The 25895-nt window shown below is 61.5% G+C and carries 29 protein-coding genes and 1 pseudogene; 13 read left to right on the forward strand and 17 right to left on the reverse strand.

Features of this window, described 5'->3' with window-relative positions; translation table 11 throughout:
* Positions 1-11 precede the first annotated feature (11 nt).
* A complete protein-coding gene (locus tag QMK32_RS06940; RefSeq protein ID WP_502943540.1) occupies positions 12-704 on the reverse strand; it encodes a response regulator transcription factor in 693 nt (230 codons plus the stop codon).
* A 73-nt stretch (positions 705-777) separates the two neighbouring features.
* The gene (locus tag QMK32_RS06945) at positions 778-2196 is read right to left on the reverse strand and encodes a glycosyltransferase family 87 protein (RefSeq protein WP_283473878.1); all 1419 of its coding nucleotides are present in this window, start codon (positions 2194-2196) and stop codon (positions 778-780) included.
* 163 nt (positions 2197-2359) lie between these two features.
* Here QMK32_RS06945 and rpsF point away from each other — a divergent pair, with 163 nt between their 5' ends.
* From rpsF to dnaB, 5 genes are all read left to right on the forward strand, one after another.
* The gene (gene rpsF, locus QMK32_RS06950; RefSeq protein ID WP_186627379.1) at positions 2360-2647 is read left to right on the forward strand and encodes a 30S ribosomal protein S6; all 288 of its coding nucleotides are present in this window, start codon (positions 2360-2362) and stop codon (positions 2645-2647) included.
* A gap of 58 nt (positions 2648-2705) precedes the next feature.
* On the forward strand, positions 2706-3260 hold the full coding sequence (locus tag QMK32_RS06955; protein WP_269302045.1) for a single-stranded DNA-binding protein: 555 nt from the start codon (positions 2706-2708) through the stop codon (positions 3258-3260).
* 44 nt (positions 3261-3304) lie between these two features.
* Positions 3305-3547 (forward strand): 30S ribosomal protein S18, encoded by a 243-nt coding sequence (rpsR, locus tag QMK32_RS06960; RefSeq protein ID WP_084345822.1) that lies wholly within the window; start codon positions 3305-3307, stop codon positions 3545-3547.
* 15 nt (positions 3548-3562) lie between these two features.
* Positions 3563-4018: a 50S ribosomal protein L9 gene (gene rplI, locus QMK32_RS06965; protein WP_186627378.1), complete on the forward strand. Its 456-nt coding sequence runs from the start codon at positions 3563-3565 to the stop codon at positions 4016-4018.
* A gap of 811 nt (positions 4019-4829) precedes the next feature.
* The gene (gene dnaB, locus QMK32_RS06970) at positions 4830-6224 is read left to right on the forward strand and encodes a replicative DNA helicase (RefSeq protein ID WP_283473879.1); all 1395 of its coding nucleotides are present in this window, start codon (positions 4830-4832) and stop codon (positions 6222-6224) included.
* Positions 6225-6400: 176 nt separating this feature from the next.
* Here dnaB and QMK32_RS06975 read toward each other — a convergent pair whose 3' ends face one another.
* Complete coding sequence (locus QMK32_RS06975) at positions 6401-7549, reverse strand: DUF2855 family protein (RefSeq protein WP_283473880.1); 1149 nt, start codon at positions 7547-7549, stop codon at positions 6401-6403.
* 306 nt (positions 7550-7855) lie between these two features.
* Complete coding sequence (locus QMK32_RS06980) at positions 7856-8428, reverse strand: CBS domain-containing protein (RefSeq protein WP_283473883.1); 573 nt, start codon at positions 8426-8428, stop codon at positions 7856-7858.
* Positions 8429-8689: 261 nt separating this feature from the next.
* Between QMK32_RS06980 and QMK32_RS06985 the strand changes: the two genes are divergently transcribed.
* From QMK32_RS06985 to QMK32_RS07000, 4 genes are all read left to right on the forward strand, one after another.
* Positions 8690-9127, forward strand: coding sequence for a pyridoxamine 5'-phosphate oxidase family protein (locus tag QMK32_RS06985; RefSeq protein ID WP_136170650.1), 438 nt, complete (start codon positions 8690-8692; stop codon positions 9125-9127).
* Positions 9128-9336: 209 nt separating this feature from the next.
* Complete coding sequence (locus tag QMK32_RS06990) at positions 9337-10278, forward strand: DUF808 domain-containing protein (RefSeq protein WP_269302843.1); 942 nt, start codon at positions 9337-9339, stop codon at positions 10276-10278.
* A 112-nt stretch (positions 10279-10390) separates the two neighbouring features.
* Positions 10391-10543 (forward strand): hypothetical protein, encoded by a 153-nt coding sequence (locus QMK32_RS06995; protein WP_283473886.1) that lies wholly within the window; start codon positions 10391-10393, stop codon positions 10541-10543.
* A 28-nt stretch (positions 10544-10571) separates the two neighbouring features.
* On the forward strand, positions 10572-11168 hold the full coding sequence (locus QMK32_RS07000) for a DUF6188 family protein (RefSeq protein ID WP_283473887.1): 597 nt from the start codon (positions 10572-10574) through the stop codon (positions 11166-11168).
* Here the strand turns inward: QMK32_RS07000 and QMK32_RS07005 are convergent.
* Positions 11149-12057: a LysR family transcriptional regulator gene (locus QMK32_RS07005; protein WP_283473889.1), complete on the reverse strand. Its 909-nt coding sequence runs from the start codon at positions 12055-12057 to the stop codon at positions 11149-11151. The two genes, QMK32_RS07000 and QMK32_RS07005, sit on opposite strands and share 20 nt — an antisense overlap.
* A gap of 100 nt (positions 12058-12157) precedes the next feature.
* Here QMK32_RS07005 and mqo point away from each other — a divergent pair, with 100 nt between their 5' ends.
* Positions 12158-13567 carry a malate dehydrogenase (quinone) gene (mqo, locus tag QMK32_RS07010; protein ID WP_283473890.1) on the forward strand — a complete coding sequence of 470 codons (1410 nt, stop codon included), beginning with the start codon at positions 12158-12160 and terminating at the stop codon, positions 13565-13567.
* Here mqo and QMK32_RS07015 read toward each other — a convergent pair.
* Positions 13534-14007, reverse strand: coding sequence for a S1 domain-containing protein (locus QMK32_RS07015; RefSeq protein ID WP_283473891.1), 474 nt, complete (start codon positions 14005-14007; stop codon positions 13534-13536). The two genes, mqo and QMK32_RS07015, sit on opposite strands and share 34 nt — an antisense overlap.
* A gap of 56 nt (positions 14008-14063) precedes the next feature.
* Positions 14064-14969 (reverse strand): LysR family transcriptional regulator, encoded by a 906-nt coding sequence (locus QMK32_RS07020; RefSeq protein WP_283473892.1) that lies wholly within the window; start codon positions 14967-14969, stop codon positions 14064-14066.
* Between the two features lie 97 nt (positions 14970-15066).
* Between QMK32_RS07020 and QMK32_RS07025 the strand changes: the two genes are divergently transcribed.
* Positions 15067-16380, forward strand: coding sequence for an NAD(P)/FAD-dependent oxidoreductase (locus tag QMK32_RS07025; protein WP_283473895.1), 1314 nt, complete (start codon positions 15067-15069; stop codon positions 16378-16380).
* A 259-nt stretch (positions 16381-16639) separates the two neighbouring features.
* Here the strand turns inward: QMK32_RS07025 and QMK32_RS25240 are convergent.
* The 6 genes and pseudogenes from QMK32_RS25240 to QMK32_RS07045 form a co-directional block, all read right to left on the reverse strand.
* Positions 16640-16687 (reverse strand): annotated as a pseudogene (locus QMK32_RS25240) (hypothetical protein); the annotation flags it as partial.
* A gap of 15 nt (positions 16688-16702) precedes the next feature.
* Positions 16703-17020: an FAD-binding protein gene (locus QMK32_RS07030; protein ID WP_283473896.1), complete on the reverse strand. Its 318-nt coding sequence runs from the start codon at positions 17018-17020 to the stop codon at positions 16703-16705.
* A 96-nt stretch (positions 17021-17116) separates the two neighbouring features.
* A complete protein-coding gene (locus QMK32_RS25245; protein ID WP_349307548.1) occupies positions 17117-17455 on the reverse strand; it encodes a tetratricopeptide repeat protein in 339 nt (112 codons plus the stop codon).
* A gap of 15 nt (positions 17456-17470) precedes the next feature.
* Entirely contained in the window at positions 17471-18337 is an 867-nt protein-coding gene (locus QMK32_RS07035; protein WP_349307549.1) for an RNA polymerase sigma factor, read from the reverse strand.
* Positions 18328-18696, reverse strand: a complete 369-nt coding sequence (locus QMK32_RS07040; protein ID WP_269302054.1) for a YciI family protein — start codon at positions 18694-18696, stop codon at positions 18328-18330. Before QMK32_RS07040 ends, QMK32_RS07035 begins: the two co-directional genes overlap by 10 nt.
* 105 nt (positions 18697-18801) lie before the next feature.
* Complete coding sequence (locus QMK32_RS07045; RefSeq protein ID WP_283474024.1) at positions 18802-19494, reverse strand: DUF998 domain-containing protein; 693 nt, start codon at positions 19492-19494, stop codon at positions 18802-18804.
* 366 nt (positions 19495-19860) lie between these two features.
* On the opposite strand from QMK32_RS07045, the gene QMK32_RS07050 reads away from it, so the two are divergent.
* Entirely contained in the window at positions 19861-20544 is a 684-nt protein-coding gene (locus QMK32_RS07050) for a response regulator (RefSeq protein ID WP_283474026.1), read from the forward strand.
* A gap of 23 nt (positions 20545-20567) precedes the next feature.
* Here QMK32_RS07050 and QMK32_RS07055 read toward each other — a convergent pair whose 3' ends face one another.
* Positions 20568-22844 carry a putative bifunctional diguanylate cyclase/phosphodiesterase gene (locus QMK32_RS07055; RefSeq protein WP_283473898.1) on the reverse strand — a complete coding sequence of 759 codons (2277 nt, stop codon included), beginning with the start codon at positions 22842-22844 and terminating at the stop codon, positions 20568-20570.
* 146 nt (positions 22845-22990) lie between these two features.
* Complete coding sequence (locus QMK32_RS07060; RefSeq protein WP_283473900.1) at positions 22991-23968, reverse strand: NAD(P)/FAD-dependent oxidoreductase; 978 nt, start codon at positions 23966-23968, stop codon at positions 22991-22993.
* A 328-nt stretch (positions 23969-24296) separates the two neighbouring features.
* On the opposite strand from QMK32_RS07060, the gene QMK32_RS07065 reads away from it, so the two are divergent.
* Entirely contained in the window at positions 24297-24569 is a 273-nt protein-coding gene (locus tag QMK32_RS07065; protein WP_283473901.1) for a hypothetical protein, read from the forward strand.
* A 9-nt stretch (positions 24570-24578) separates the two neighbouring features.
* Here the strand turns inward: QMK32_RS07065 and QMK32_RS07070 are convergent, their stop codons facing one another.
* Both QMK32_RS07070 and QMK32_RS07075 read right to left on the reverse strand, forming a co-directional pair.
* Complete coding sequence (locus QMK32_RS07070; protein ID WP_269302058.1) at positions 24579-24743, reverse strand: hypothetical protein; 165 nt, start codon at positions 24741-24743, stop codon at positions 24579-24581.
* Positions 24744-24863: 120 nt separating this feature from the next.
* The gene (locus QMK32_RS07075; RefSeq protein WP_283473903.1) at positions 24864-25727 is read right to left on the reverse strand and encodes an MBL fold metallo-hydrolase; all 864 of its coding nucleotides are present in this window, start codon (positions 25725-25727) and stop codon (positions 24864-24866) included.
* Positions 25728-25895 lie beyond the last annotated feature (168 nt).

The raw sequence follows: 25895 nt of genomic DNA on the forward strand, positions 1-25895 counted from the left end.
TCCGAACGCCCTCAGCTCACCGGCGGCACTTCCGGCATCGGAAGCCATCCGTCTTCGACAGCTCGCTTGTAGAGATCGGTTTTCGTCGGCGCAGGGCGCCCCGCCTGGGCATACTTGTTTCTGATCCGAACCAGGTAGTCGTTGACGGTTTGCTCCGACAGCCCAGCCAGACGCGCGACGCGGCCGGCCTTCTCTCCCGACGCATACAACGCCAGTACTTCGCGCTGACGTGGACTCAAGCCGACATCGGGCAGTTGCGGGTCGCCGTCGATAGCCGCAGCCCAATCAGTGGTGACGACCTGGCCCCCGGCGGCGGCGCGTCGGATAGCCGAGACGATCGCTGCGGCCGGCTCGGACTTGCGGACGACGCCCAGAACTCCCGCCCTCGCGGCGGACCGAACGAGAAATGGATTCTCGGCACCGGTGTACACCAGGACCCGAGCACCTGCGGCGTGCAACTTCTCGACATTCGAACGCGGTGAAGACCCGTCGCCGAGACGAAGATCGAGGACGACGAGGTCCAGCTTCGGACCCGAGGCCAGAAGTTCGTCGACAGTGGCAGCGACAGCCACCAGATCCAGATCCGATTGGTCGGCGAGAATCGATCGAAGGCCAAGCGCAACCGACTCGTGATCCTCGACCAAACCGATCCTGCGGCGAACACTGCCTTCGGTCGGCATCGATCCCCCCGAGCCCTGCGTCATGCTCCGCCTCCGCCCAGCCTCACGACAACTACTTCGGCTGCCTACCGACTAGTCGGAACAAGGGGTCGGTTTGTTACCGGGTCGGCGAGTTGCGTCGTGTTTCGGTTGTCGACGTCGCAGTGTCGGAGCCACCGACGAGGTCATCGGCGTTTGCTGGATGCGTCTGGCCAGGGTTTCGTAGGCGGGCGCGGAGGAAGACGAAGAAGAAGACCACGAGCAGCACCGCGCGTCCCCACACGCCCACCTCGACGAAGAACTTCTCGGTCGTGCTGTCCGACCCCTCCGCCAGCGCTCCGAAGTACTTGAATACCCCGATGCCCATCGAGAGGTCTGCCACCAAGTACGCACCGACCAGCGCCCATGGCACACGGAGAAGAACGAAGAACGGAACAAGCCAGAGGGTGTACTGCGGTGAGTGCACCTTGTGCAGGAGTAGAAATCCGCAGAGCATCGAGCCACTGACGGCGATCCAGGGGTAGGTGTGTTCGACCTTCATCCTCCGCAGACCGAGCCACAGTGCCAACCCGAATGCTGCGAAAACTAGCAGCGGTGACAACACATCGACGGTGTCCTGGAACGACGCTTCGGCGCGCAGATAGTCCTCCGGCGTCATGGAATCGCTCATGTAGAGGTGACGTACTCCCCAATACCAAATGGAGTTGGTGGTGATATCGGCTTGGCGCAGAGTTTGGAAGGCGAACGAGGCCCGCCAACCCTCGTAACCCAGTACGGCGAAGGGAAGGTTGATTGCGACGACGGTGCCGATCGCTGCCAAGGCAACGCCGATCGCACCCTGAATGTCGAACCGACCTCGAACCGCGTGGGGCAGTTCGCGACCACCGTTCCCGCCGTAGGCGACGTAGAGGAGTAGTGGCAGCACGAATGCGCCCGGGTACAACTTGAGGCAGAATCCGATCGCGAGTAAAACTGCGGCCAGCATCCCTCTCGTGCGCAACGGAATTCGGAGGGCCATGACGAATACGGCGCCGACGGCCGTTGCGACCACCGGTAGTTCCCAGTTGTGGAATGCGTAGAGCACCAACGGAGGACCAGCCGACCACAACAGTGCAGGTTTGCCCGCGAGACGCCCGAGCATCCACGCCGTCAACAGGCCGAACGGTGCGAGCAGCGCACTCGAATAGAGCAAAAATTCTGCATCGGTATGTGATGGGATCGCACCGAGCCACATCAAAAGACCGCTCAAGACCGGATATTCGACGGTTCCGCCGGTGAGAATTCCGTTGGGCGTGATGGCACCGCTGAGATAGGGAAAGACGTGATTGTCGATATCGCGTCCGAGCCACAAGAATTGGATGTCGGAATAGCAGACCCAACTGTCCTTGACCGTGTCGAACGCGGTACTGCGACCGTTGTCGAGGAACGGAGCGACGGCGCAGCGGGCCTTGTTGAAGTAGCCGAGCGCCAGGGTCACGGCACACAGCGCCACCACTGCGACCATGGTCGCCATCGACGTGCGTTGCCCTGATCGCATGGAGACAAGCCTATGTCGCCGCCGACAGTGCTCTGGCACCGTCGTTTGATTTCGCAGGTCAGGGTGTAGCCGTGTACCCTCCAAGGGTTGCTGACGCAACGACCCTCCTGCCACGGATAGTCCGTGGCCGTTTTCACTAGTCCACAGGAGGTGATGAGGTCTTATGCGTCATTACGAATTGATGGTCATTCTCGACCCCAACCTTGACGAGCGCACTGTCGCTCCGTCTCTCGATACGTTCCTCAACGTCGTTCGCAAGGACGGCGGCAGCGTCGACAAGGTCGATGTCTGGGGCAAGCGTCGTCTGGCCTACGAGATCCTGAAGCACGCCGAGGGCATCTACGCCGTTGTGAACATCAACGCCGAGCCTGCGACTGTCAAGGAACTCGACCGCCAGCTCGGACTCAACGAGTCCGTGCTGCGCACGAAGGTCCTGCGACAGGGCAAGTAATTGTCGTTGCTCGCCTCTAGGCTGGCATCAACAATGACTTTCTACTGAAAGAGGAACCATGGCAGGCGAGACCGTCATCACCGTCGTCGGGAACTTGACGGCAGATCCAGAGCTTCGTTTCACCCCGGCCGGCGCGGCCGTGGCCAACTTCACCGTTGCGTCCACTCCCCGCACGTTCGATCGTCAGTCCAACGAATGGAAAGACGGAGACGCACTCTTCATGCGCTGCAACATCTGGCGTGAAGCTGCGGAGAATGTGGCCGAGAGCTTGACCCGCGGTGCGCGAGTAGTCGTGACCGGACGGCTCAGGCAGCGTTCATATGAAACGCGTGAGGGCGAAAAGCGGACTGTCGTAGAGCTCGAGGTCGATGAGATCGGCCCATCCCTGCGCTACGCAACCGCAAAGGTCAACAAGGCCAATCGCGGTGGTGGTGGAGCAGGCGGCGGCTTCGGCGGCGGCGGCTCCGGTTCCTCAGGTGGATCAGGCGGCGGACGCTCGTCGTCGAACGCCAACTCGGCACCCACCGGCGGAGATGACCCTTGGGGCAGTGCGCCTCAGGCGTCGGGTTCGTTCGGTGGAGCTCGCGGCGGAGACGACGAACCCCCGTTCTAGATCCTTGAAAGATCGAGAACACCCAGATGTAACGGAGAAAGACCATGCCAAAACCGCCATTGCGCGACAAGGTGCTCAAGAAGAAAGCGTGTTCCTTCTGCAAGGAAAAGGACGCGTCGATCGATTACAAGGACACGACGCTGCTGCGTAAGTACGTCAGCGACCGCGGCAAGATCCGCGCGCGTCGAGTCACCGGCAACTGCGTCCAGCATCAGCGCGACGTGGCCGTTGCCGTGAAGAATTCGCGTGAGGTTGCATTGCTTCCTTACGCCGCGACGGCACGATAGAAAGGGAGATCACTCATGAAGCTGATCCTCACCGCTGATGTTGACAACCTCGGTACGCCCGGCGACACCGTCGAGGTCAAAGACGGATACGGCCGCAACTTCCTGCTGCCCCGCAAGTTGGCCATCCTGGCCACTCGCGGAGCCGAAAAGCAGGTAGAGGGCATTCGCCGCGCTCAGGAAGCTCGTGCCGTCCGCGGCCTCGAGCACGCCAACGAGCTCAAGCAGGCAATCGAAGGACTCGAGTCCGTCAAGCTGGCAGTGAAGACTGCAGGCAATTCGGGCAAGCTGTTCGGCTCGGTTACGGCTGCGGACGTTGCTTCTGCTCTCAAGGCAGCGGGCGGCCCGATCGTCGACAAGCGCAGCATCGATCTGCCGAAGGCTCACATCAAGAGCACGGGTGGCCACGACATCGTCGTCAACCTGCACCCCGATGTGACCGCAAAGTTCAAGCTGGACGTCGTCGGAAGCTGATTCGTAGCTTCGGCCGTATCGGCTGAGAAAGGCCCCATGAACTCTAGGTTCGTGGGGCCTTTTCTTGTCTCGATGGTCTGCTGTATCGCGGCGTGGACGCGGAAGGGCCGGGGGTTGCGCATGAGCCGTTGTGCAGTCGGACGTGGCCCGGTTCATCGCCGCGGAGGGGTTGGTGTCGTGAGGTCCCGACTGGGCGGGCGAGGCGGCGGTCGGAATCTGCAACGCCTGGGTCGAGATCGGCGGATCTTGCCGAATGGCGAGGGCCTCGGTGACGCGCAGGAGAGCCGAGTCGCTAAGAGTTCGAGCCCGGATTCATGGGTGAGATCGGCAAATGTGCCGCAGACCAATCCTGTTGCCGGTTTTGGTGAGTGTTCCCAGCCACTGTGACCTAATTCACTATTAAATTCACTTGCTGTTTATTCAACACGCCCGAGTTGTCAACTCGGACGACACGCCGCGAAATAATCCATGCACAGGAGAGAAACTTTATATACATCCTCTGAGCTGGTGATATGGCCAAAATTGGAAAAGTTATACCCAGGTTATCCCCAGGTGGTCAACACGGTTCGTATGAACTATCCACAATTACTCCACAGATTCATCCACAGGCCGTGTTGTGACTGACGACGAGAACACCTAACGTCCCTCGAGCGTCTCTCCACCGCACAAGGTGGGTGTGTTCGGTGGCGGCGCTCAGTACCCGGGGGCCTCGTAGTCGAGGGGTACAACTTGTTGCAGTACGTCTTGTTGCAGTACGTCGCCGGGCCAAAACGACGATGGTGATTTCCGACAGGAAGGACGGTCGAATTCGGTGGCTGTTGTAGATGATCGAGGTCAATCGAATTACTCCTCCGAGGCACCACGAGAGGCCCCAGGCGAGGACTTCGGTCGGCAGCCCCCACAGGACATGGCTGCAGAGCAGTCGGTACTAGGCGGCATGCTCCTGAGCAAGGACGCCATCGCTGACGTCCTCGAGGTGCTGCGCCCCGGCGACTTCTACCGTCCGGCTCACCAGAACATCTACGACGCCGTTCTCGACCTTTACAGCCGCGGGGAGCCCGCCGACCCCGTCACCGTCTCGGCCGAACTGGACAGACGTGGCGAACTGAAGAGGATCGGCGGCCCGCCGTACCTGATCACGCTCACTCAGACCGTGCCGACGGCTGCCAATGCCGGCTACTACGCGGAGATCGTCGCGGAGAAGTCCATTCTGCGGCGGCTCGTTCAGGCCGGCACACGCATCGTTCAGTTCGGCTACGCCGGCGCCGACGGCCAGGATGTGGCCGAGGTGGTCGACCGTGCGCAGGCCGAGGTCTACGAGGTCACCGAGCGTCGCACTTCGGAGGACTTCATTCCCCTCGAAGAGCTACTCCAGCCGACCATGGACGAGATCGACTCGATCGCCAGCCGCGGAGGAATTTCGCTCGGTGTCCCCACCGGATTCGCGGAACTCGACGAAATCACCAACGGTCTTCACCCAGGCCAGATGATTATCGTTGCGGCCAGGCCTGGTGTGGGCAAATCGACCATCAGTATGGATTTCATGCGTTCGTGCTCCATAAAGCACGGCATGCCAAGTGTTATTTTTTCGCTGGAAATGAGCCGCACCGAGATTGTGATGCGACTGCTGTCGGCCGAGGCAGGAATCAAGCTCGGCGACATGCGCTCCGGAAAGATGACCGACGAAGACTGGACTCGTCTGGCGCGTCGTATGAGCGAGATCAGTGAGGCGCCGTTGTTCGTCGACGACTCACCGAACCTCACGATGATGGAGATCCGCGCCAAAGCGCGTCGCCTCAAGCAGCGCAACGGCCTGAAACTCATTGTGGTGGACTACCTTCAGCTGATGTCGTCCGGCAAGAAGGTCGAGTCGAGGCAGCAGGAAGTCTCGGACTTCTCCCGTCAACTCAAGCTGCTGGCCAAGGAACTCGAATGCCCAGTGGTTGCGGTGTGTCAGCTCAACCGTGGCCCGGAACAGCGAACCGACAAGAAGCCGATGGTGTCCGATCTCCGTGAGTCCGGCTCGTTGGAGCAGGACGCCGACATGGTCATCCTGCTGCACCGTCCAGATGCAATCGAGCGTGACGACCCCCGTGGCGGCGAGGCTGACCTGATACTAGGCAAGCACCGTAACGGTCCGACCGCGACAATCACTGTGGCGCATCAGCTTCACCTGTCCAGGTTCGTGGATATGGCGCGAGGATAGTTCCCTCCCCTCCCTCTCTCCCTCTACTCCCAGGTCGAAGATCTGCGGGCTTCGCTTCAGTTGGGTGCAGTGTCCAACTTCCGCAGATCTGGACTTGACGACTCGCGACGGGCGGTCACTCTGCTGCAGCGAAACGGAATTCGAGATGGGGGCCGAATGCCATTCGAATCGAGCCGTTACTGTAGCGCTGCGTCGAGGCCCTGGGCAGGGGAAACGATGATCCCGCGGTCAGGAGCCAGTGATCCGTCGCGAACGGCGGCATACTTTGCTTCCATGCCATCGAGGCCCTGCACGGTCTCGATCGTGAGCCAGCCTCGACTTTCGGCAAAGGCGCGCGTCAGGAATTCCCGGGTCTGCCGAGTGAACTCTGCGGCACCCAACTGCTTCATCCGTTCTTCGATGACTCCGGGTGCGAAGAACATCTCGCTGCGCTCACGGATGATGTCTGTCCCGTCACCGGCCTCATCCCAGTGGGTCAGGCCCACGTTGATCGAACGGAGCATCGCCTGTCCGAGATGACGGTGCACTCGTCCGAGTACCGCGCCGCTACCCGCCATGTCGACGACGACGCTGGGTCGTAGGGGGAGTGACTCCTCGATCTCGTCGTAGGTCACGACCCGGTCGTATAGATCGAGGCTCACGATGAAGTCGCGGTTTTTCGGCGAGGTGAGCCCGACGATCTCTGGTGAAGTGTGATCCCGCTTCAACGCCTGGGCGAGGCCGAGGCCGGTCTTGGAGGACGCCGATACGATGACGACCTGTTCAGCGGCGAACCATTCTGCTTCCCGCATTGCCTGCCAGAGCGCCCAAGCGGTGGTCTGCAGCGGGTTGAGCAACATCCGCAGATTGTCGTCGGCCGGGTCGTAATGCGGCTCCTGCAGTACCCGCTCGTAGGTGTTGTAACTGAGGGGAAGATCTTGGCGATGCGCAGAGGCGTCCAGCACCGGGCTCTCCGAAGGTCTCGAAGGGTCGGGGTGCATCACCAGATGCGTGGCCGGCGGGAAGTAGCCGAACAGCCGCTCCCCCACCTCGACATTGTCGCAACGAGACTCCACCACGTCTCCGAAGCCCCACACCGGCATTACGCCCCACTCATCGGCACCCTCACCACCACCGTCGTCCTGCCCGGGGGCCGCGGGAAAGAATTTCCAGTAGCCGAAGCGATCGCCCAGCACCACGTACGTGATGTTGTTCGACGACAGGCCGAACCGGTCGACCCGCACCAGGACATCGCCCCCACCGATGCTCGCCGCATAGTCCTCAGGAGTCACCTCGATGAGCCGAGTGCGTGCCGGGTCGGTCTTGTCGATCTGAAACTGGGTCATGCGAATACTGTCTCACGGTTGCCGAGGGCGCGGATGTCGGACGAGGCGAGACAACTTCCCGGCCGATGTCGAAGTTTCGTGATGCATGTCGAGCTCGCACAGTATCGCCCTCTGAACCCAACGTCGAAACGTTCGTCAACTTCATGAATTCAGCTCGGGAGCAACGAGGCTGGGTAACCAGAACATTCCTCGTCGGTTCTTCCCCATGGTCTCCTCGTTCGGACGGCAATGGCCGCCTGAACGCTCCCCACATCCACTCCGAGACGCCACACGAATCATCCGCCCGAAGTGTGCGGCGCCACGAGGTCAGTCCGAAGTGCGAGTATCGAGGTTCACCTTGGTGACACCGTCGATGGTGGAGAGCAACCTGTGCACAACATGCCGTTCGGTGTCGTCGTCGAACCCTCCTCCGATCTCGACGACACCACCGCTGCGGACTGCGATCACCCATCGACGGGTGCTGCCGGAGTAGTCGTCGAGCAGTGCGCGGACTTTCGCGGCGATAACCTCGTTGTCGCCGATGATCAGACTTCGCAACACGTCGCTGCGGGCGATGACGCCAACCAGGATCCCGGACTCGACGACGGGCATCGAGCGCACATGCCGATCCAACATCACCGCTGCCGCGGTCGACGCTTCCCACTGTGGTTCCGCTGTTTCGACCTCGCTGACCACTGCCGGTGAGATCACCGCTTTCGGATTCGATGTCTGAAACGCCAAAAGATCCGATTCCGACACGATCCCCACCAGTGCGCCCTTCCGGTCGACGACCGGTAGCGCTGCGAATCGCTTACTGGTCAACAGCATGATCGCCTCCCGCACCGGTGTGTCGCGTTGCGCGGTCACGACCTCGCGGGTCATCAGATCACGAACCTTCATTGCTTGCCTCTTCCGTTTGCTGCCGTACTGACACTCGTAAAAACCCTGATACACGGCGGCCGCGTACTCCTCGGACACTTTGACCCTAACCCCACAGCAACGTGTAACAGACTTCGAAGGGCAGTGTGTGAGCAACGGAACCGACACCCAAAATGACATGCCGACAACATCATTGACCTCAGTGGCCGCGCGGGCGGCCGCTGCCCGAACGTGTTGCCGATACGGCAGACAATAACGCTCCCGGAGTGAGAGAATCGGATCATGACCGCACCTGATGCGCATACCCCTGCTGGGCCGGTTCGTGTCTTCACCGAGGAGCAGAGCTGGGATGCGCTGCGTTCGGAGAGGCTGGGGCGCTTGGTGACCTCGGTCGGTGGTCGGATCGACGTGGTCCCTGTCAACTACCTGGCCGACGCCGGTCGGTTGTTGTTCCGGACTGCGGAGGGCACCAAACTTGTCGAGCTCAGTATCGAGAACCGCGTCGTCTTCGAAGTCGATCACATAAATCCCGGCGTTTCCGGTTGGAGCGTTGTCGTGCACGGCACGGCCCGCACCCTGAGCACCTCCGCGGAAATCGCCGAAGCCGAAGCTCTCGACCTTGTCTCCTGGGTTCCCACCACCAAATACAACATCGTCGAAATCGTCCCTACGGAGATCAGCGGCCGCGAGCTTATGTTCGGAGACAGCCCGGGAGCCTGATCGGGGGGTCTTCGACTGGGTACCCGGGTTGTTCAGGGATCAAGGGCAGCCGGGTGTCCGTGTTGTCCGGTAGTCGCCGATGATAGGGGGCGGGCCGGTGCCGGTATTGTGCTGTACGACCGATGCCGACGACGACGTTCATGAGATCAGACGCATTCATGGAGCCGACCGTCTACATGCTCTACGCGCTGATTTTTTGGAGGTCTGTGATGGCTGGTGGACTTGTTGCTCTTCTCGACGACGTCGCAGCGCTTGCTCGTCTGGCCGCTGCATCGATCGACGACGTCGGGGCGGCGACCGCGAAAGCGACAGCCAAGGCCGCCGGTGTAGTCATCGACGATGCGGCCGTGACGCCGCAGTATGTTCGTGGCCTCGCCGCCGAGCGTGAGCTGCCCATCATCAAGCGGATCGCCATCGGTTCGCTGCGCAACAAGCTCATCATCATTCTGCCCATCGCGCTTTTGCTCAGCCAGTTCCTTCCGTGGCTGCTGACCCCCATTCTGATGCTCGGTGGTTGCTACCTCAGTTATGAAGCAGTGCACAAGATTTGGGGCGTGCTCTTCGGCCACGGTGAGCATGATGAGGCGGCGGCAGACGAGCCGCGCGATGAGGATAGCGTCGTCTCCGGGGCTGTCCGTACCGATCTGATCCTGTCCGCGGAGATCATGGTCATTGCGCTCGATACCATTGCGAGCGAGGGTTTCTGGAACCGCTTGGTCGTCCTTGCGGTCGTCGCAGTCGTGATTACCATTGTCGTGTACGGCGTCGTCGGGCTTATCGTCAAAATGGATGACATCGGTCTGAAGCTTGCGGAGAACTCGACCGGGTTGTTGGAGAAGGTTGGGCGCGGCCTGGTGCGTGGGATGCCACACGTCATGTCCGTACTGTCCGTCGTCGGAACCGCTGCCATGTTGTGGGTCGGTGGACACATTTTGCTCATCGGAATCGACGATCTCGGTTTTCATCCGATTTACCAGCTGGTTCACCACCTCGAGGACGCTGTCGGTGATATCGCCGGCATCGGAGGGGTGTTGGCATGGATCGTCAATACGATCGCATCCGCGATTCTCGGTTTGATCGTTGGTCTGATAATCGTCGGCGGCCAGCTCGGGATCACCCGCGTTCTTTCCAAGCGGTCGAAAGCGCACTAGCGCGTCGGGTCCGCCGAACTCCTCCCTGCGAGAATTGACGGTCATCGCTTCCCGCCATCGGCATTGTTCAAGCGACAGGGTTGCACCCCGACCAGGACAGAGGACGGTTCTAGTGCACATCGGCGACGGGCTTCAGCTGGCCGGGATCATCGGCCTCGCTGCTCTCGGAACGATGCTTCTCGTCGTCGGCGTACTGGGTTCGGGCATTGTCATGTTGGCGGTGACAGCAGTGTGGTTCTGGCGGCTCTACCGAACGGGCGAATGAAAACCTCACTGGATTGGAGTCGTCGGTGATGACACTGGCAACGATGGAACTCGCACTGCGGTCCCGACGCGTCACGCGCGTTCTGTTGGACTTCGATCTGAGTATCGAGTTCGCCGGCGGCGCTACCGTTGCGTTCAGTGAGTTCGTGATCGGTGACGTGCTGGTGGACGAGGACAATCAGTTCGAAGGGCTGCGACTTGCCGCTGCTCTCGTCGGTCGCCTGTGCGAGAGCGTCGGGTCCGCGGATTCCGGTGAATTGACGATCCTGTTCGACGACGGAACCGTTGTCGAAGCGGCCCCACGCGAAGAGGTCGAGTCCTGGGAATACACAGGATCCGACGGTTCTACGGTGGTCTGTCTCGCGGGTGGCGACATCGAGGTCCTCTCGGGTCCTTCGGATCCTCCGGCACCAATACCTGCAGTCACCGTACCGCCTTCCCTCGGAGCCACCGTCGTCCGAATTGCATTGGGAGACAAGTCGACCGTCGAGTTCTCCGACCGGACCAGCGTGTCCGCGGCCGTATCGCTGGACGAGGCCTACCTGGTGTTGCGTGAAAGCGTGGCCGAAGTTTCCGAGCAGCAGATAGCGCTCACATCCGGTGTGGTCATTTCCGTAGCGCAGTGATCCTGCGCCGGTGCTCGACCACATGCTGAGTGAAACGAGAGACCGCAGCCGTTGGCCGATGGTTGCCGGTAACGAGCCCGACTTCCCGATCTCGTGACCCCGACAGTCGAACAGCAACGACGGAGGAGTGCTCGGATTCCCCCGGCAGCAGCGCGACGCCGAGATCATGGGCGACAAGGGCTCGGATGGTGTCGATTTCGCTGATCTCGAAAGGAACGCGAGGAGTGAAACCTGCTTCGGTGCACCAGGAGTCGAGCAGGGCTCGAAGGTGAAACGACGGTGGACTCGCGATGAAGGGTTCGTCCTCGAGCTCGGCAACAGCTACCTCTGAACGTCCGGCCAACGCATTGGTGCGCGCTACGTGAAGGCGGATGTGCTGACTTCCGAGAACTGTAACGGTCAGGTCAGCTGGCGGGGGTATGACGACGGCAACGTCGAGCCTGCCGTCGCGAATCATGTGGGCGAGCGCTTCACCGTGCGCCTGTACGAGATGCACACGGATTCGCGGCGCGGTTTCATGAAACTCGGCGAGAATCGCCGTAATTCCTATTGGACCGAGTGTCAAGGGGAAGCCGAATCGGACGAAGCCGCTCGATGGGTCGGCATTGGCGCTGACCACTGTGATGGCGTCGTCGAGTCTTCCAATAGCGTCATGAGTGCGCTCGTAGAGTTCTCGTCCCGCGGCGGTGAGCGCCACTCTCCTTCCGACGGGTTGGAACAGTGCGATACCGAGCGTTTTCTCCAACGTCTTCAGACGTCGGCTCAGCGAAGATTGAGGCACCCCGAGCTTGTCCGCGGCCCGCGTGATGTGGCCTTCGGTGGCCGCTGCGTCGAATGCTGCGAGAAGCGGCGCAACGATCTCGACATGGGGTAGCAGATACTCATCCATTTCTGGATGATATTCCACTGAATCCAACATTGGACGGATTGGTTCGTGACGACCAATATCAGTCCGACGGCCGAAGGCACATGTACAGGGGGAGGCTTCGATGATCACGCGAACCCATTTACCAATCGAGACATTCGACGTTGTCCTGATCGGCGGCGGCATCATGTCGGCCACTCTCGGCGCAATTCTCGCAAAGCTGTTGCCTGACAAATCGATTGCGTTGTTCGAGCGGCTCGATCGACTTGCAGGCGAAAGCTCGGACCCATGGAACAACGCGGGCACCGGCCATGCGGGACTGTGCGAGCTCAATTACATGCCCGACGCGGCAGACCCGACCAAATCCGAGGACATCGCTCGGCAATTTCGAATCTCACAGAGCTTCTGGGCCTCGCTGATAGCAGACGGCGAGTTGCCGCCTACATTCATCAACGAAACGCCTCACCTGAATGTCGTGTTCGGGGATCGCGATGTCGAGTACTTGAGGCAGCGTTTTGAAACTCTGCGGACGTCGCCGATCTTCTCCGGTATGCAGTACTCCGAGGACGCCGACGTAATCGAGCAATGGACGCCACTGGTCATGGCGGGACGCGTGCTGGACGGACCGGTGGCGGCCACTCGTCACACCGGTGGCACCGATATCGACTTCGGTTCTCTCACGGTGTCGCTGGCCGACTCGATGGTGCGAGGTGGCGGGCGTGTACACCTCGGACGTGAGGTGACCGACCTAGATTGCCGTGCAGACGGAACCTGGCTTGTGTCGGGCAGGAACGTGCACTCGAAGCAGCGGTTCCGTGTGCAGGCGAACTTCGTCTTTGTCGGTGCAGGAGGCTACGCGTTGAAACTCTTGCAGAAATCCGGAATCCCTGAAGTACGCGGATACGGTGTGTTCCCTTTCGGGGCAGAATTTCTACGCACCGATGTACCCGAGGTAGTAAGTCGGCACCACGCGAAGGTGTATGGGCAATCGGCGCTCGGAGCGCCGCCGATGTCGTTGCCTCATCTCGATGCCCGGGTCGTCGACGGCAAAAGATCTCTCATGTTCGGGCCGTACGCAACGTTCAGTACCAAGTTGTTGAAAGCGGGCTCGGTGAGAGACCTGTTCACGACAGTTCGGCTGCATAATTTGTTGCCCCTTCTGACTGTCGGGCTTCATAATCTGCCATTGGTCCGCTACCTGTTCAGTGAGCTACTGGCAACGCGAAGAAAGAAATTCGCGCTTTTGAAGACGTTCGTCCCGGAGGCGAATCCGGCAGATTGGTACCTGGTACGGGCAGGTCAGCGGGCTCAGCTGATCAACCCTCAGGCTTCCGGTACCCGCATCGCGCACTCTGGAGTGCTCACGTTCGGCACCGAATTGATCACCGGCGCAGGCGGAACCATAACCGGATTGCTCGGGGCATCACCGGGTGCATCGGTGGCACCATCGATCATGATCGAGCTGGTGAGCAAGTGTTTCCCGGCCCACGCCGCAGCTGCTCAAGAGTGGACGCGTGTGGCACGAAATGCGTAACCATCCTGCTGAGCGCCCGGCCCGTAGAGGGTGAGGAGATCCTCGTACTCTACGTTGACCAGCTGGCCTGCGGTGAGTGCTTTGAAACCGGTTCCGTCGATATCGGAGTAGTGAACCCAGCATCCACCTGGCAGTTCGGGTGCGTCCAGGACACCCCAGCCCTCTTCGGCGTCGAACTCCCGCACGATCGCTCGGGTCTGCAGCGGTGTCGCCGGGACGAAGGTTCCCGCGATCCCCTCGCTGAAACTTTCATCCAGGTCTGTGATCTCGGTTACGGTTCCGTCGGGGTCGATGTCGAAGACACGGGCACCGGTGAATGTCGGTTCACGTTTCGGGTCACCGTCCGGCGGCATTTCAGCGCCAACGACAGTCAGGCCGGCCGTCATCGCTGCCAATGCTGCGAGGGCGAAGCCTGCTCCCCTGGACGACGTGTGGGACATTCTTCGACGTTATCAATGCCCTTCACTTTCGGCACTTACGAATGGACGCGACCCGGTCACTTCTCCTGCGGTTCGGGCGCCGTTTCCGCCAGTGCCGCAACGAGGTCTCGCTGAATATCGGTGGCGGGTACCGTGCCATCGACGACCGCGGATACGGCGAGTTGCAACCGCCGCTGCGCTTCTCGTCGGAATACGAGGCCGCTGGTGGGGGTGCCTGCGGCGGTGCTGGCGTAGAGGATCGACCAGCAGTCCGGACGGTTGAGCAGTTCAGCGCTCGCGGTGTGGTCGAGGGCTACGGGTGGGCCGAATGTCAGTCGCAGACCGCTCCGTTTCATCGCACCTTCGACGACGCGGTGCAGCAGTATTTGTTCGCTGCGCTTGGGTAGCAGGAGTGGGTACGCGGCGAGGTCTTCCAGGCTCGGTTCGATTCGGTCGGCCAATGGGTGCCGCTCGGACAGGACCACTACGAGGTCTTCGGTCCATAGCTCCTTCGCTTGCAATCCTGATCGTTCGACGCTGCCTCGGATGAGTGCGACCTGACAATCCCCCGTCGTGACTGCTTCGATCTGTTCGGCGAATCGTTTGAGTACGAAGTCGATTTCTGCCTCGGGGTGTTGCTCACGCACGCGCACGATTGCGGCCAGTGCGTTCGCGGCGAAGGTCATGTTGCCGGTCAGTCTGAGTTGGTTGCGTTTTCGCGCGGTCAGTGCGAGTGCGGACTGTTCCAGTTCGATCATGTGTCGGGCAATCGATACCAATTGTGCTCCGACAGTGGTCAATCGGACGGAACGTGATGTCCGTTCGAACAGGGGCTCGCCCATCTCGCGTTCGAGTTTGGCGATCTGCAGGCTGACTGCGGACTGGGAGATGTAGAAGCGCTCGGCGGCCCGCGAAAAGTTCAACTCCTCGGCGACGGCGAGGAAGTATTTCACCTGTCGTAGTTCCACATTTTCTCCATCCATGAGTTCTGCTCATTGATGCTATGCGATCTTTCGCATTGATAGCGACCGAATACAAGCGTTGCATGTAACTAACAGCTTTCGAGTAGGAGGATTTGTCGTGGATGAGTACGAGGTCGTGATCGTCGGATCAGGATTCGGAGCTTTGGCTGCCGCCAAGACTCTGGGCAAGGCTGGCGTGAAGTTCTCGCTTATCTCCAGCACCACCGAGCACCTGTTCCAGCCGCTGCTCTATCAGGCAGCAACCGGAATGATCTCGACGGGAGAAATTGCCCCACCGATCAGGCGCATCCTCGCCGAGTACGACTCGGCCGATGTCCGGTTGGGCAGGGTCGTCGACGTAGATCCCGAGGGGCATGTTCTCACCTACACAGCAGCGGGCTCCACCCGTTCGATCCGGTACGGCCGCCTCATCGTCGCTACCGGCGCTACGCAGGCATATTTCGGTCACGACGAGTTCAAGGACCGCACTTTCGCCCTCAAGACCGTGGACGACGCCATCGCCCTCCGCGAGCAGATCCTGAGTTGCTACGAAGAAGCGCATCTGACCTCGGACATCGACGCCAAGCGTGAGCTTCTGAGCTTCGTCGTCGTCGGCGCTGGCGCGACCGGTGTCGAACTTGCCGGTCAGATCCGCGATCTTGCACACCGCTATTTCGCCGCCTCGTTCCCTGACATCACCCCGGACGATGTCACGGTCACGCTGGTCGACGGCGTCAAAGATGTATTGCCTGCCTACGGTGGGCGGCTGAGCAAGTATGCGCGAGCCAAACTGGAACGGTCGGGGGTAGAAGTGGTGACCGGTGCCATGGTCACCGACATCGCCGATGACACCGTCGTGATCAAAGACGTCGACACCAAGGACGTACGCACCATCGCCGCCAAGACCGTCATCTGGTCGGCAGGCGTTCAGGCAAGCGCATTGGCCGCGACGATCGCCGAGCGAACAGGGTGCGAAACCGATCGCGCCGGACGCCTACTGATTCACGACGACCTGACTGTCGGCTCGGCATCGGACATCTTCGCCATCGGCGACGTCACGTCACTGAACAGCCTTCCCGGTCAATCCCCCATCGCGATGCAGCAAGGTAGGCATGCGGCCAAGTTGATTACGGGAAAGGTGAAGGCAGGCACACCGTTCCGCTACGTCGACAAGGGCAGTATGTCGATCGTCGGTCGATTCAGTGCCGTCGCGCGTCTGTTCGGCAAGGTAGACATAGCGGGGCCGATCGCCTGGGTTCTCTGGCTGGCAGTGCATCTGATGTACATGGTGGGCTTTCGGAACCGGTACGTGGCGGTCGTGTCGTGGCTCAGCTCCTACATCGGCGACCGACGCCCACATTTCCAGTACACCGACAAATGGGTAGATCAGATCGAACTGGTCGAACCCGAAGTGGAGCGAGCGGCAGCCTGACGCCCGCAACCACGGGGTTACTCGACGAGCTTTCCGGTGGAATCGACCGTGCGGATGAGAGCGCCGATCTCCGACGGGATCGGCGGGATGGCCTCGCGTGCGACCTTGCCGGGGCCCGACCACACCAGGTCGACCTGAAGCGACGCGTCCTGGTCCGAGAAGTCCGATCTGTTGTGGCCTCCGCGTGTCTCACGGCGATGTCCGGATGCACACCGACGTCGGCGATGCGGAGTTCGATCTCGTCGAGTTCCGTCAATCCCGCCGTGAGTTCGACTTCGTCCCGCACGACGCCCGCATGTTCGGTCATCGTGTTGCGAATCGCTCACTGCAGGGCCCGCACGTTCTCACGCCCGTCTGCCGCGAGCAGGGTATCGACTTCGGCTCTTGCCTCGGAAACGGCGGTCTCCGAACGGAGTTGCGCTTCTCCGATTGCATACAGGCCTGTGACGTCGGTGCTGTGGTCGTCCGGTCGTACCCACACACCGCCCATGGAATAGTGTGCGGTCGGGGCGATTTCCATGGGATCCGTTGTGATGTCGAGCATTTGAAGTTCCATCAGCGTCTGGTCGATGCGGGCGAGTCGGCGCATCGGCCGTTTGCCTGATCCCCCCGATCCGATTACCAGCACCGAGGTCGCCATCCGACGTTCTGTGGAAATGATGAGTATCTCCTTCTGAAGGAACTTCCCGTGGTACCTATTCGACCGACCAGACGCGGGTTTCGTAGCGGGACATGCTCATCTCTTCAGCAGTGCGTCGGCCCGCCCGCGGAGGTACCGCCGCGTCGGTGCATCGGCGGACAGTGAGATTGCCTTCTCATAGGCGACTACCGATTCCTCGACGCGGCCCAATCGCTCGAGCAGATGGGCGCGTACCGCCCATGCAGGCTGGAACCGCTCGGCACCGTCGAGCTCGTCGAGCATGCGGAGCCCGGATTCGGGGCCGTCGGTTTCGGCAGTGACGGCGGCCAACGCGACGCTGCCGCCGAGCGTCGGCGCCAGTGCGTCGAGTGTGGTGTGCAGTGCGCGGAGCGTGGCCCAGTCGGTGGATCCAGTGTGTCGGCGCGCGCAGTGCACGGCCTGGATCGTTGCCTAGAGTTGGAACCGTCCGAGAGCACCTATCGCATGTGCTCGACGTAGATGCGACTCACCGCGCGCAATCGTCGCCTCGTCCCATCTCTGCACGTCCTGGGCCTGAATCGGGACCAGGACGCCGTCGAACTGGCGTGCCGGTAGGCGTGAGGTGCTCAGCAGAATGAGTGCCGCAAGTCCATGCGCTTCCGGATCCTCGGGCAGAAGTGTGCAGAGCGTCTCCGCGAGATGGAGGGCTTCACTGGCAAGGCCGTCGCGCATCTCGGTCCCGCTGGTGTGCCAGTCGATGGCGAAAGCGCCGTACACGGCTGCCTGCACCGCGTCGACCCGCTCGGGCAACACGGATCTGTCGGGTAGCTCGAAGGAGATTCCGGCCTCGCGGATGCGTCGTTTGGCCCGTCCGAGGCGGGCGGCCAGTGTGGAGGATGGCAACGCGAATGCACGAGCGATGTCCTTCGCCGTGTAGCCCAGCACGACGTCGAGCATGAGGGGCGTGTGTACCGCCGGGGCGATCGCCGGGTGCGCGCAGACGAGCATCAGTTCCAACCGCTTGTCGTCGAGCGCTTCGGGATCGAGTTCGGCGAGATGGCCGTAGGTCTCCGGCGCCGATGTCAGTGGGTCGTGCGTCCGGTGGGCTGAGGACTTCCAGACGTCCCGCTGCCGATTCCGCGCCACGGTCAGGAGCCACCCATCGGGGTTCGCCGGGACCCCATCCCTCGGCCACGTCGTCAATGCTCGTTCGAACGCGTCGGCAAGCGCATCCTCGGCGCCGGCGATGTCCCTGCTCGCCGACGCGAGGAGCGCGAGAAGCCGCCCGTACGAACCACGAGCAGAGTTCTCGGCAGAATCTCGAGCCTTCAGGTCCACGATCCGTCGATGAACGACGTCGCGGCGGCCCGTACTTCGATCACTCCGTATTGTGCGCCCGGACAACGCTCGGCCCACATCAGCGCAGCGTCCAGGTCGGGAACGTCGAGGACGAACACACCGGCGAGCGCTTCCTTGGTGTCCGCGAACGGTCCGTCCTGAATCCGAAGCGAACCGCCTCGAAGTGTGACCGTGGTTGTCGCCGATGCGCTGGTCAAAACTTCGGCCGCGACGAGAACTCCAGCTGATTCGAGGGCTTTCCCGTAGGTGCCGAACGCCTCCTGCATCTGCACTCTGGCTTCATCTGGAATGACGCCCTCACCGGGCTCTTCGTTGCTGAGGAGAAGTGCGTATCTCATGGTGTGCTCCCGATCGTCTAGTCCACGTCTGCTTCGATTGTCACCGCACTACGCGGTCTTGCACAGAGATGACGATCGAGCTGCCGTGGAATCGACAGGCACTGGTCAATGACTGGGTGGCGCCAGGACCGTGAGCTTGCCGCTCACCGGACGCGGGTCACGACGGCAATCCACAGCGGGGGCGATCCAGACGCGTGGCCATATCCGCGGGTCGAACGCGCGCATCGAGAACTCGACGTTCCGCAGGACTGTGCGTCGTGCCAAGGCCAGCAACACTGCGGTGCCGGTGACTGCCATCCACGTCGGCAAGGGGTAGAGCGCAAGGCGCTCGCCCAGACCGAAATGCAGTGCTTTCGCCAGCATGAGGACTGCTCCGAGCACTCCGACGAACGCGCACAGTGCCGACCAGATCGCCACCAGTCGCTTCTCGTGCCACAGATGCCATGCGATCAGCACGAGCACGACATGTCTTGCCACGAATCCCGGCATCACTGCCGACCAATGGATGAGCGCTCCGTCGTTCGCCGGGAACAGTCCGGTGGCTGCGGTGCTCACTGCGATGACAACCGCCAGCGAGAGAATCCACTTCTTCGACCGACCATTTCGGATGTGTCGATGCAAGAATAGGGCGCCGATGAGGGTCAATACCCCGAGCGCTACGAACGTCGAGTTCATGACGTCGTGCATCGGAGAGCACGAATCTACGTCACAGGTCGTCACACCCAGCGAGCTGATCGAATTCTGGGCAAAGCTGTAGGGCGTGTTCCACGCAGCAGCCGTGAACACCTCCGCCAACAAATATGCGAACGAGAGAATCCATGCAGTTCCTGCAGCGGCGTGGCTCAGGTTGTGGCTTCGGTGAGATGTGTCGGCGTGGTGTGGATAGCTGATGGCGGATCTCTCTGTCGGTACAGACTTGACTTCTGGGTCCGACTGTAGAGCGTCAACCTGAGAGCAGTGTCCCGAAAGTCCCATTTCGATCTCAGAATCGACCACCGTCGGAAGATTGGAGAGCATTCACTTTCGGGTCGTCCGGCATAGGCGTGTGGAGCTGGGCATCGGCTCGAAGTACGGTGTATCCGTAGCTGCTGGCCCAACGAGCGACGAGGGGATCGACGGATGCGCGAGGGTGTGTCTGTCGAGGTCACTGCAGGCGGTGATTCGATGGCGACGCCGCGGGTCAGAGTTCTCATCGTGGACGACGAACCGCAGATCCTGCGAGCACTCCGAATCAATCTGAACGTGCGCGGTTACGAGGTAGTGACGGCAGCATCGGGGGCCGAGGCGCTCCGAGTGGCCGCAAACTTCCATCCCGAGATCGTGATCCTCGACCTCGGTTTGCCGGACATCGACGGGATCGACGTCATCGGCGGCTTGCGCGGATGGACCGATGTGCCGATCGTCGTTCTCTCGGCTCGTACCGACTCTGTCGACACTGTCGAGGCACTCGATGCAGGTGCCGACGATTTCGTCACCAAGCCGTTCGGGATGGACGAGTTACTCGCGCGTCTGCGCGCGGCACTGCGACGTGGACCTCATGTGGCGGAAGCGGCGGTTGTGGTCACCGACTCGTTCACCGTCGATCTGTCCGCCAAAACTGTGACGCGACACGGAGCGAACATTCATCTCACTCGGACCGAATGGGGTGTGCTCGAACTCCTCGTTCGAAATCAGGGGAAACTGGTCTCCCAGAAGGAGATTCTGCAGACCGTGTGGGGCCCACACCATGGGCGCGAAACGCACTATCTCCGAATCTATCTCGGTCAGTTGCGGCACAAGCTCGAGGACGACCCGTCGCATCCGCGCCACCTGCTGACCGAGACCGGGATGGGTTACCGGTTCGTCTGAAGGTCATCGCACGCAGCGGTGGTTCATTCGACGCTATTCGACAAGTCGACATCGACCGGGTGCGCCGAGGCGGGCGTGGTCTGCAGCCAGTGCTCCAGTGGCGCAGGCCGCCCATAGAGGTATCCCTGCGCGAACCGGCAATGCAGAGCCTCCACCGCGCGCGCTTGCTCCTCGGTTTCCACGCCCTCCGCCACGATGGACACAGGCAGCGCCCGCGCCATCGCTGCGATGGCAGTGACGAGTGAGTCCGCGGACTCACTGGTGCCGATCTCGGCGACGAAGGAACGGTCGATCTTGAGCAAGGCGATGGGAAGTTCGCGGAGTCGGCTCAGCGAGGAGTATCCGACGCCGAAGTCGTCGAGAACGATCAACACTTCCATCGCCGCCAGTTCGTCGAGGATCTTCTTGGCAGCGAAGACGTCGTCGATGAGTGCAGTTTCGGTGACTTCGAGAGCAAGGTCCGCACCGCAGAGGCCATACTCTTCCAGCATGTCGGAGACCAATTTCGGCAACGAGTCGTCGCGGAGTTGAACCGAAGAGATATTGACCGACATCGTGACGTTCTGTCCGGCTGCCCGAAGCGCGTTCAGATCCCGCAAGGAGGTGCGCAGAACGAAGGCCCCGATCTCACCGATCAGATTCGTGGATTCCGCTATCGGAACGAACTCGACGGGCGACCGTAAACAGCCGTCGCGGTTCCATCGCACCAGCGCCTCGTAGACGACGGTGCTCCGTGAGGAGGTCGAGACGATCGGCTGATAGTGGACGACCAATTCACCGCGTCGGGTCGCCCCTCGTAGGGCGGTGGCTGTTTCGATCGCCGCGATCGAGGACGCGCGCAACGACTCGTCGAAGAAGGAGAAGCGGGAGGCCCCCAGCGACTTCGCGTGATACATCGCCATATCGGCCTCGCGGAGGAGATCGTCCAGATCGCCCGGGCGGTTGTCGGCGGCAGCGATCCCGACGGACGCAGTGATGTACGTGGTGGCAACGCTGAGTACGAACGGCTCGGAGATCCGCTCGATCACCGAACGCGCCACCTCCTCCATCTCGGGACGAGTGCAACGACCGATGACGATGAACTCGTCACCCGCGTACCGCACTACAGTGTCCGAGGATCGTACTGTCGCGCGGATCCGATGGGCAGCTGCAGCGATCATCTCGTCGCCGACCCGGTGACCGTAGGAATCGTTGACGGTCTTGAAGTTGTCGAGATCGACGAAGAGGACGAAGGTTCGCCCGCGTCCGCTTGCGAGAGCCAATCGAGCAAACTGCTCGTCGAGCATCGTTCGGTTCGGTAGCCCGGTGAGCACGTCGTGGGCCGCGCGGTATCGGGCGTCGTCCTCACTGCGTTCGACGAGGCTCATGGCGCGCTCGCCGCGCAAGAACGTGCCGATCAGCAGTACCGAGAGCAACGCCGACCGCACCACGAGATCGACCGTCGAGGTCGAGGATCCGAGCACCAACGTGGCCGCGCACACCGCCAGGAGGGCGACGACGAACAGCACCCGACGGCGACTGTGCCGAGGAGGGGAACTCTGTCGATGCGACATCGTCGCCATCTGCGGATTGAGCGCGGCAAGGGCCAGTGCGGCGTAGGCGAAGAGGTAAATGCCGTCCAGAAGTCCCGGCGACAATGGAACCGTGCGTGAGAGGGACTGGGCGTAGGCAAGGTCGCCGACCAATATTGCGAGCAAGGCGACGAGAAGAAGGCGAAGCGCATGATTGCGATGCGTCGACGAGACGAGCAGATACGTCACGAGCGTGATCATGCCTGCGTCGATTGCGGGATACACGCCGTTGCCGATCGCAGCAGCCGTACTGACAGTGCCGTCGAGCAACGGGGATATCAGCACCACCCACGACACGAAGAGGGTGCCGACCGAGATGAGCCCGGCATCGATGAGCGGAGTGATGTCGTCTCTGGACCGTCGTTCGAGGACCCATCTTGCCAGCGCCGTCCCGATCAGGCAGTAGCCACCCAGCGTCAGTGAATTGGACAGTGCGGTGACACCGTCCGGATAGACCGTCGGGTCGCCGCGGAGACCGACTCCGACGAGAAAAAGTGCAGATGCGCCGAACAGGCACCACCACGACGTGGCGTCGGCAGGTTTGTATCGACGAATACCGACACTGATGGCGATGATCGCCGACAACGCGAAAGTAGCGAGAACGATCGAGCGAACCGAGGAGTCGCCGCGGAAGAAGAGAACGCTACTGGCGACGACCGCTGAAGAAATGCCCACCAATTTGGGTACCCCGGCCAGCAGTTGGTGCATCGGAAGAACCTTCGAGTCCATGCGAAGGCTTCCCCTTTCGTGTGCGGCGCCGACGCGGCGGAGGCAATCGGCCGTTCCGCCGACTGCGAGGTTAGCCCAGGATCGCCCGAGAGCGCGCGGAACCACTACTGCTGCGACCGAATTTCATCGGTCACGAAGGGTTTGCGTCAGCTTTGTGTTCCTCCCCCGGCTTCGTCGGTCGCGGCCCGGACTGCGCTGCGCACGTCTTCGTCGATGAGGTACGCGTTCAAGGCGCCTGCCGCACGAACACCGCCTGCAGCCGAACCAATCAGAATCTCCATCGGCGAGGTCACGTTGCCGGCCGCCCAGATCCCCGCCACGGACGTGGCTCCGGTGGGGTCGGTTGCCACCGATGTGGCGCCGACGGGAACGTCACCCATCATCAGTTCCGTTGTCTCGAGACCAAGTTGGAGGAGAATGTCCGCATTTGCCTCGAACTTCGGTTTCACGACCACCGCCTGAACGGGCACAGTTCTACCCGACGTCATGTGAACGCCGATGAGCGTGTCGTTTTCGATCACGAGCTCGACGATCTTGTCCGTCTCCACTCGGATGCCGCGCGCGTCCAGTTTCACCTGGTCTTCCTCGGAAGGCTCGAAATCCTGGGTGAACAGCACGATGTCGTCGGTCCACTGACGCCACATCAGTGCCTGGTGGACACCGAACTTGCCGCCGATGATTCCGAGGGCCTGGTCGCGGACTTCCCAGCCATGACAGTAGGGACAATGCAGGACCTCGCGGCCCCAACGGTCGGCTATGCCGGGGATGTCCGGCAATGTATCGGTCAGCCCGGTCGTCACCAGCAGGCTGCGGCCGGTGACCGATGTGCCGTCGCCGAGCGTCACCGTAAATCCTCCCTCTACCTTCGTCGCCGAGACCGCGGTGTTCGAGACGATTTCCGCGCCGTAGGAACGCGCTTCTGTGCGCCCGATCTCGAGTAGTTGCAGTGGCGGGACACCCTCGCGGCCGAGGTAATTGTGGGCGTGGGCGGAGGGTGCATTACGGGGTTTACCAGCATCGATGACGAGGACGGTTCTACGTGAGCGTCCTAATGCCACCGCTGCGGAAAGGCCCGCAGCGCCCCCACCGATGATGAGTGCGTCGTACTTCAGTCGAGTTGTCATGCACTCATGTTGTAGCGCTCGGCGCGGATCGGCAAGTAAATTTGCTGGAATGGCAAGAAATTGGTCGCATCGAAGAGTTATGGCCACAAGTTTGTTCTCGCCCGAACAGCGGGAGCGTGCCCTCGTGCGGAGGAGCCCAGTCTCAACGCACGGTACATCCGAAATTAGCGGCATGGAACTTGATTGCATCTATCAACTGGGCTTGCCGTAAGTAAATGCCCGATTCGGCGGGGCGCTCACTGCTTGAAAGAGTGTGTGGTGTTGCTGTTGACTTATCGGCATAGTCGGTCACTGTCAACGGGGGCTGCGCATTTCGGGTCGGGGGGCCATGAATAGTTCGGTAGACCGCAGCGAGGACAACCAGGGTGAGTTCATGCAAGGCGACACCGTAGTCGCGGTGCAGGACTTGGGGATACGAGCGTGGCGCAGCGGCGTGCCTGCGGGATCGGTCGGCACGGTCATCGAGGTCGACTGGCTCACCGACCTTTTCGTGGTATTCGACGTCGACGGTAGCTGGTTCACCGAACCCACCGAGGTCGAGAAGGTCGTCGCGCCCGGCGACGTTCGGCTGGTACAACGCGCCGACCGTCACCGGGGCTGATACGTCAATTCATTCGGTGTCGGTGGCGGGGCCGTCGGTGGTTGCGCCACCTTCACCCGACCAGTCACCTGAATCCAGGCCGGCCGCGGGATCCGACTGCACGTCCGTGTGAGCGCCTTCGGCACCCTTGTCGGTGGTCTCGGTATGTGGCGTCTTTGCGTGTTTTCCAGTCATTACGAGTTCGTACCCGCGTCAGAAAGGTTGAAACTCCCGGCTGCTCAGCTCGGCACGATGTCCCGCAGGCGCTCGGTGTCGGATGCCGTCCCGACAGCGATCAGCACCTGCCACCAGGAGCTAGAGGTGCATACCGTCCAACGGTGCTCCGATGTGTTCGAAGTACCTTCGCGCCGAGCAGATGACGGCATCGTGGGCATCGGCGGTGATGATTCGATCCCACCAGGCACCGTAGAGAGACCCGAACGGGAAGGGCCGAACCAGATCGACAGCTTTCCTGATGGTCTCGGGATGCTCGGGGATGAGATTGGGATAGCTGTACATGAATCCGACCCAGCGACGGTCCGCCACCACAGTGAAGATGTCCCCGGCGAACAGGGCGCCAGTGCCATCGACGCCGTCACGCCAGTGCATGACCGTGCCGCCGGCAAAATGAACTCCGGCATTGATCAGGGTGCGTCCCGGGAGCACCTCATATGTGTCACCGGACCACAGGACGACGTTGTCGTTCCTCGGGACCCACTGCGCATCGCGCTCGTGCACGTAGATCGGCGCATCCCCGAATGCTCGGCTCCACTCGACCATCGAACTGTAGTAATGCGGATGCGACAGTGCTATCGCCGCGATCCCTCCCAGTTCGGTGACCCGCTCGACGGCGGCATCGTCGATGTACGTGGTGGAATCCCACAGCACGTTGCCGTCGTCTCCCGGCACCAGAAGCGCTCGTTGACCGATGGCGAGGTGCGGAGACGTCGCGATCCCCCAGAGCCCGGGTCTTTCTTCCCTGATCTCGACGGTATGGCCCTGAAGTCTGAGTTCGCCGAGGCTTGTCCACTGCTGACCGCCGTACCCCACGTACTGGCGCTCGTCCTCGCAGATGAAGCAGTGAGCAGCCGCTGTGTCGAGCGAAGCTGCGGCGTTCAGCGGGTACTGAACGCCGCAGGTCACGCAGATCGGGTAGTCGTCACCGAAAGAACGAGACAATCTTTCCTTCTCGGTCTACAGGTCTTCGCGGTTACAGACCGAAAGGGAGCACGCCCGGAGCCAGTTCGAAGCCGCTGCTGCCAGCGGAGGCCGAGCTGACGCCGCCGAGAATGAGATTGATGAAATTCGTGATCATGTGAGTTCTTTCCTCCCATAGAGATGACGATG

This window comes from Rhodococcus sp. H29-C3 (assembly GCF_030063405.1).
GTDB lineage: Bacteria > Actinomycetota > Actinomycetes > Mycobacteriales > Mycobacteriaceae > Rhodococcoides.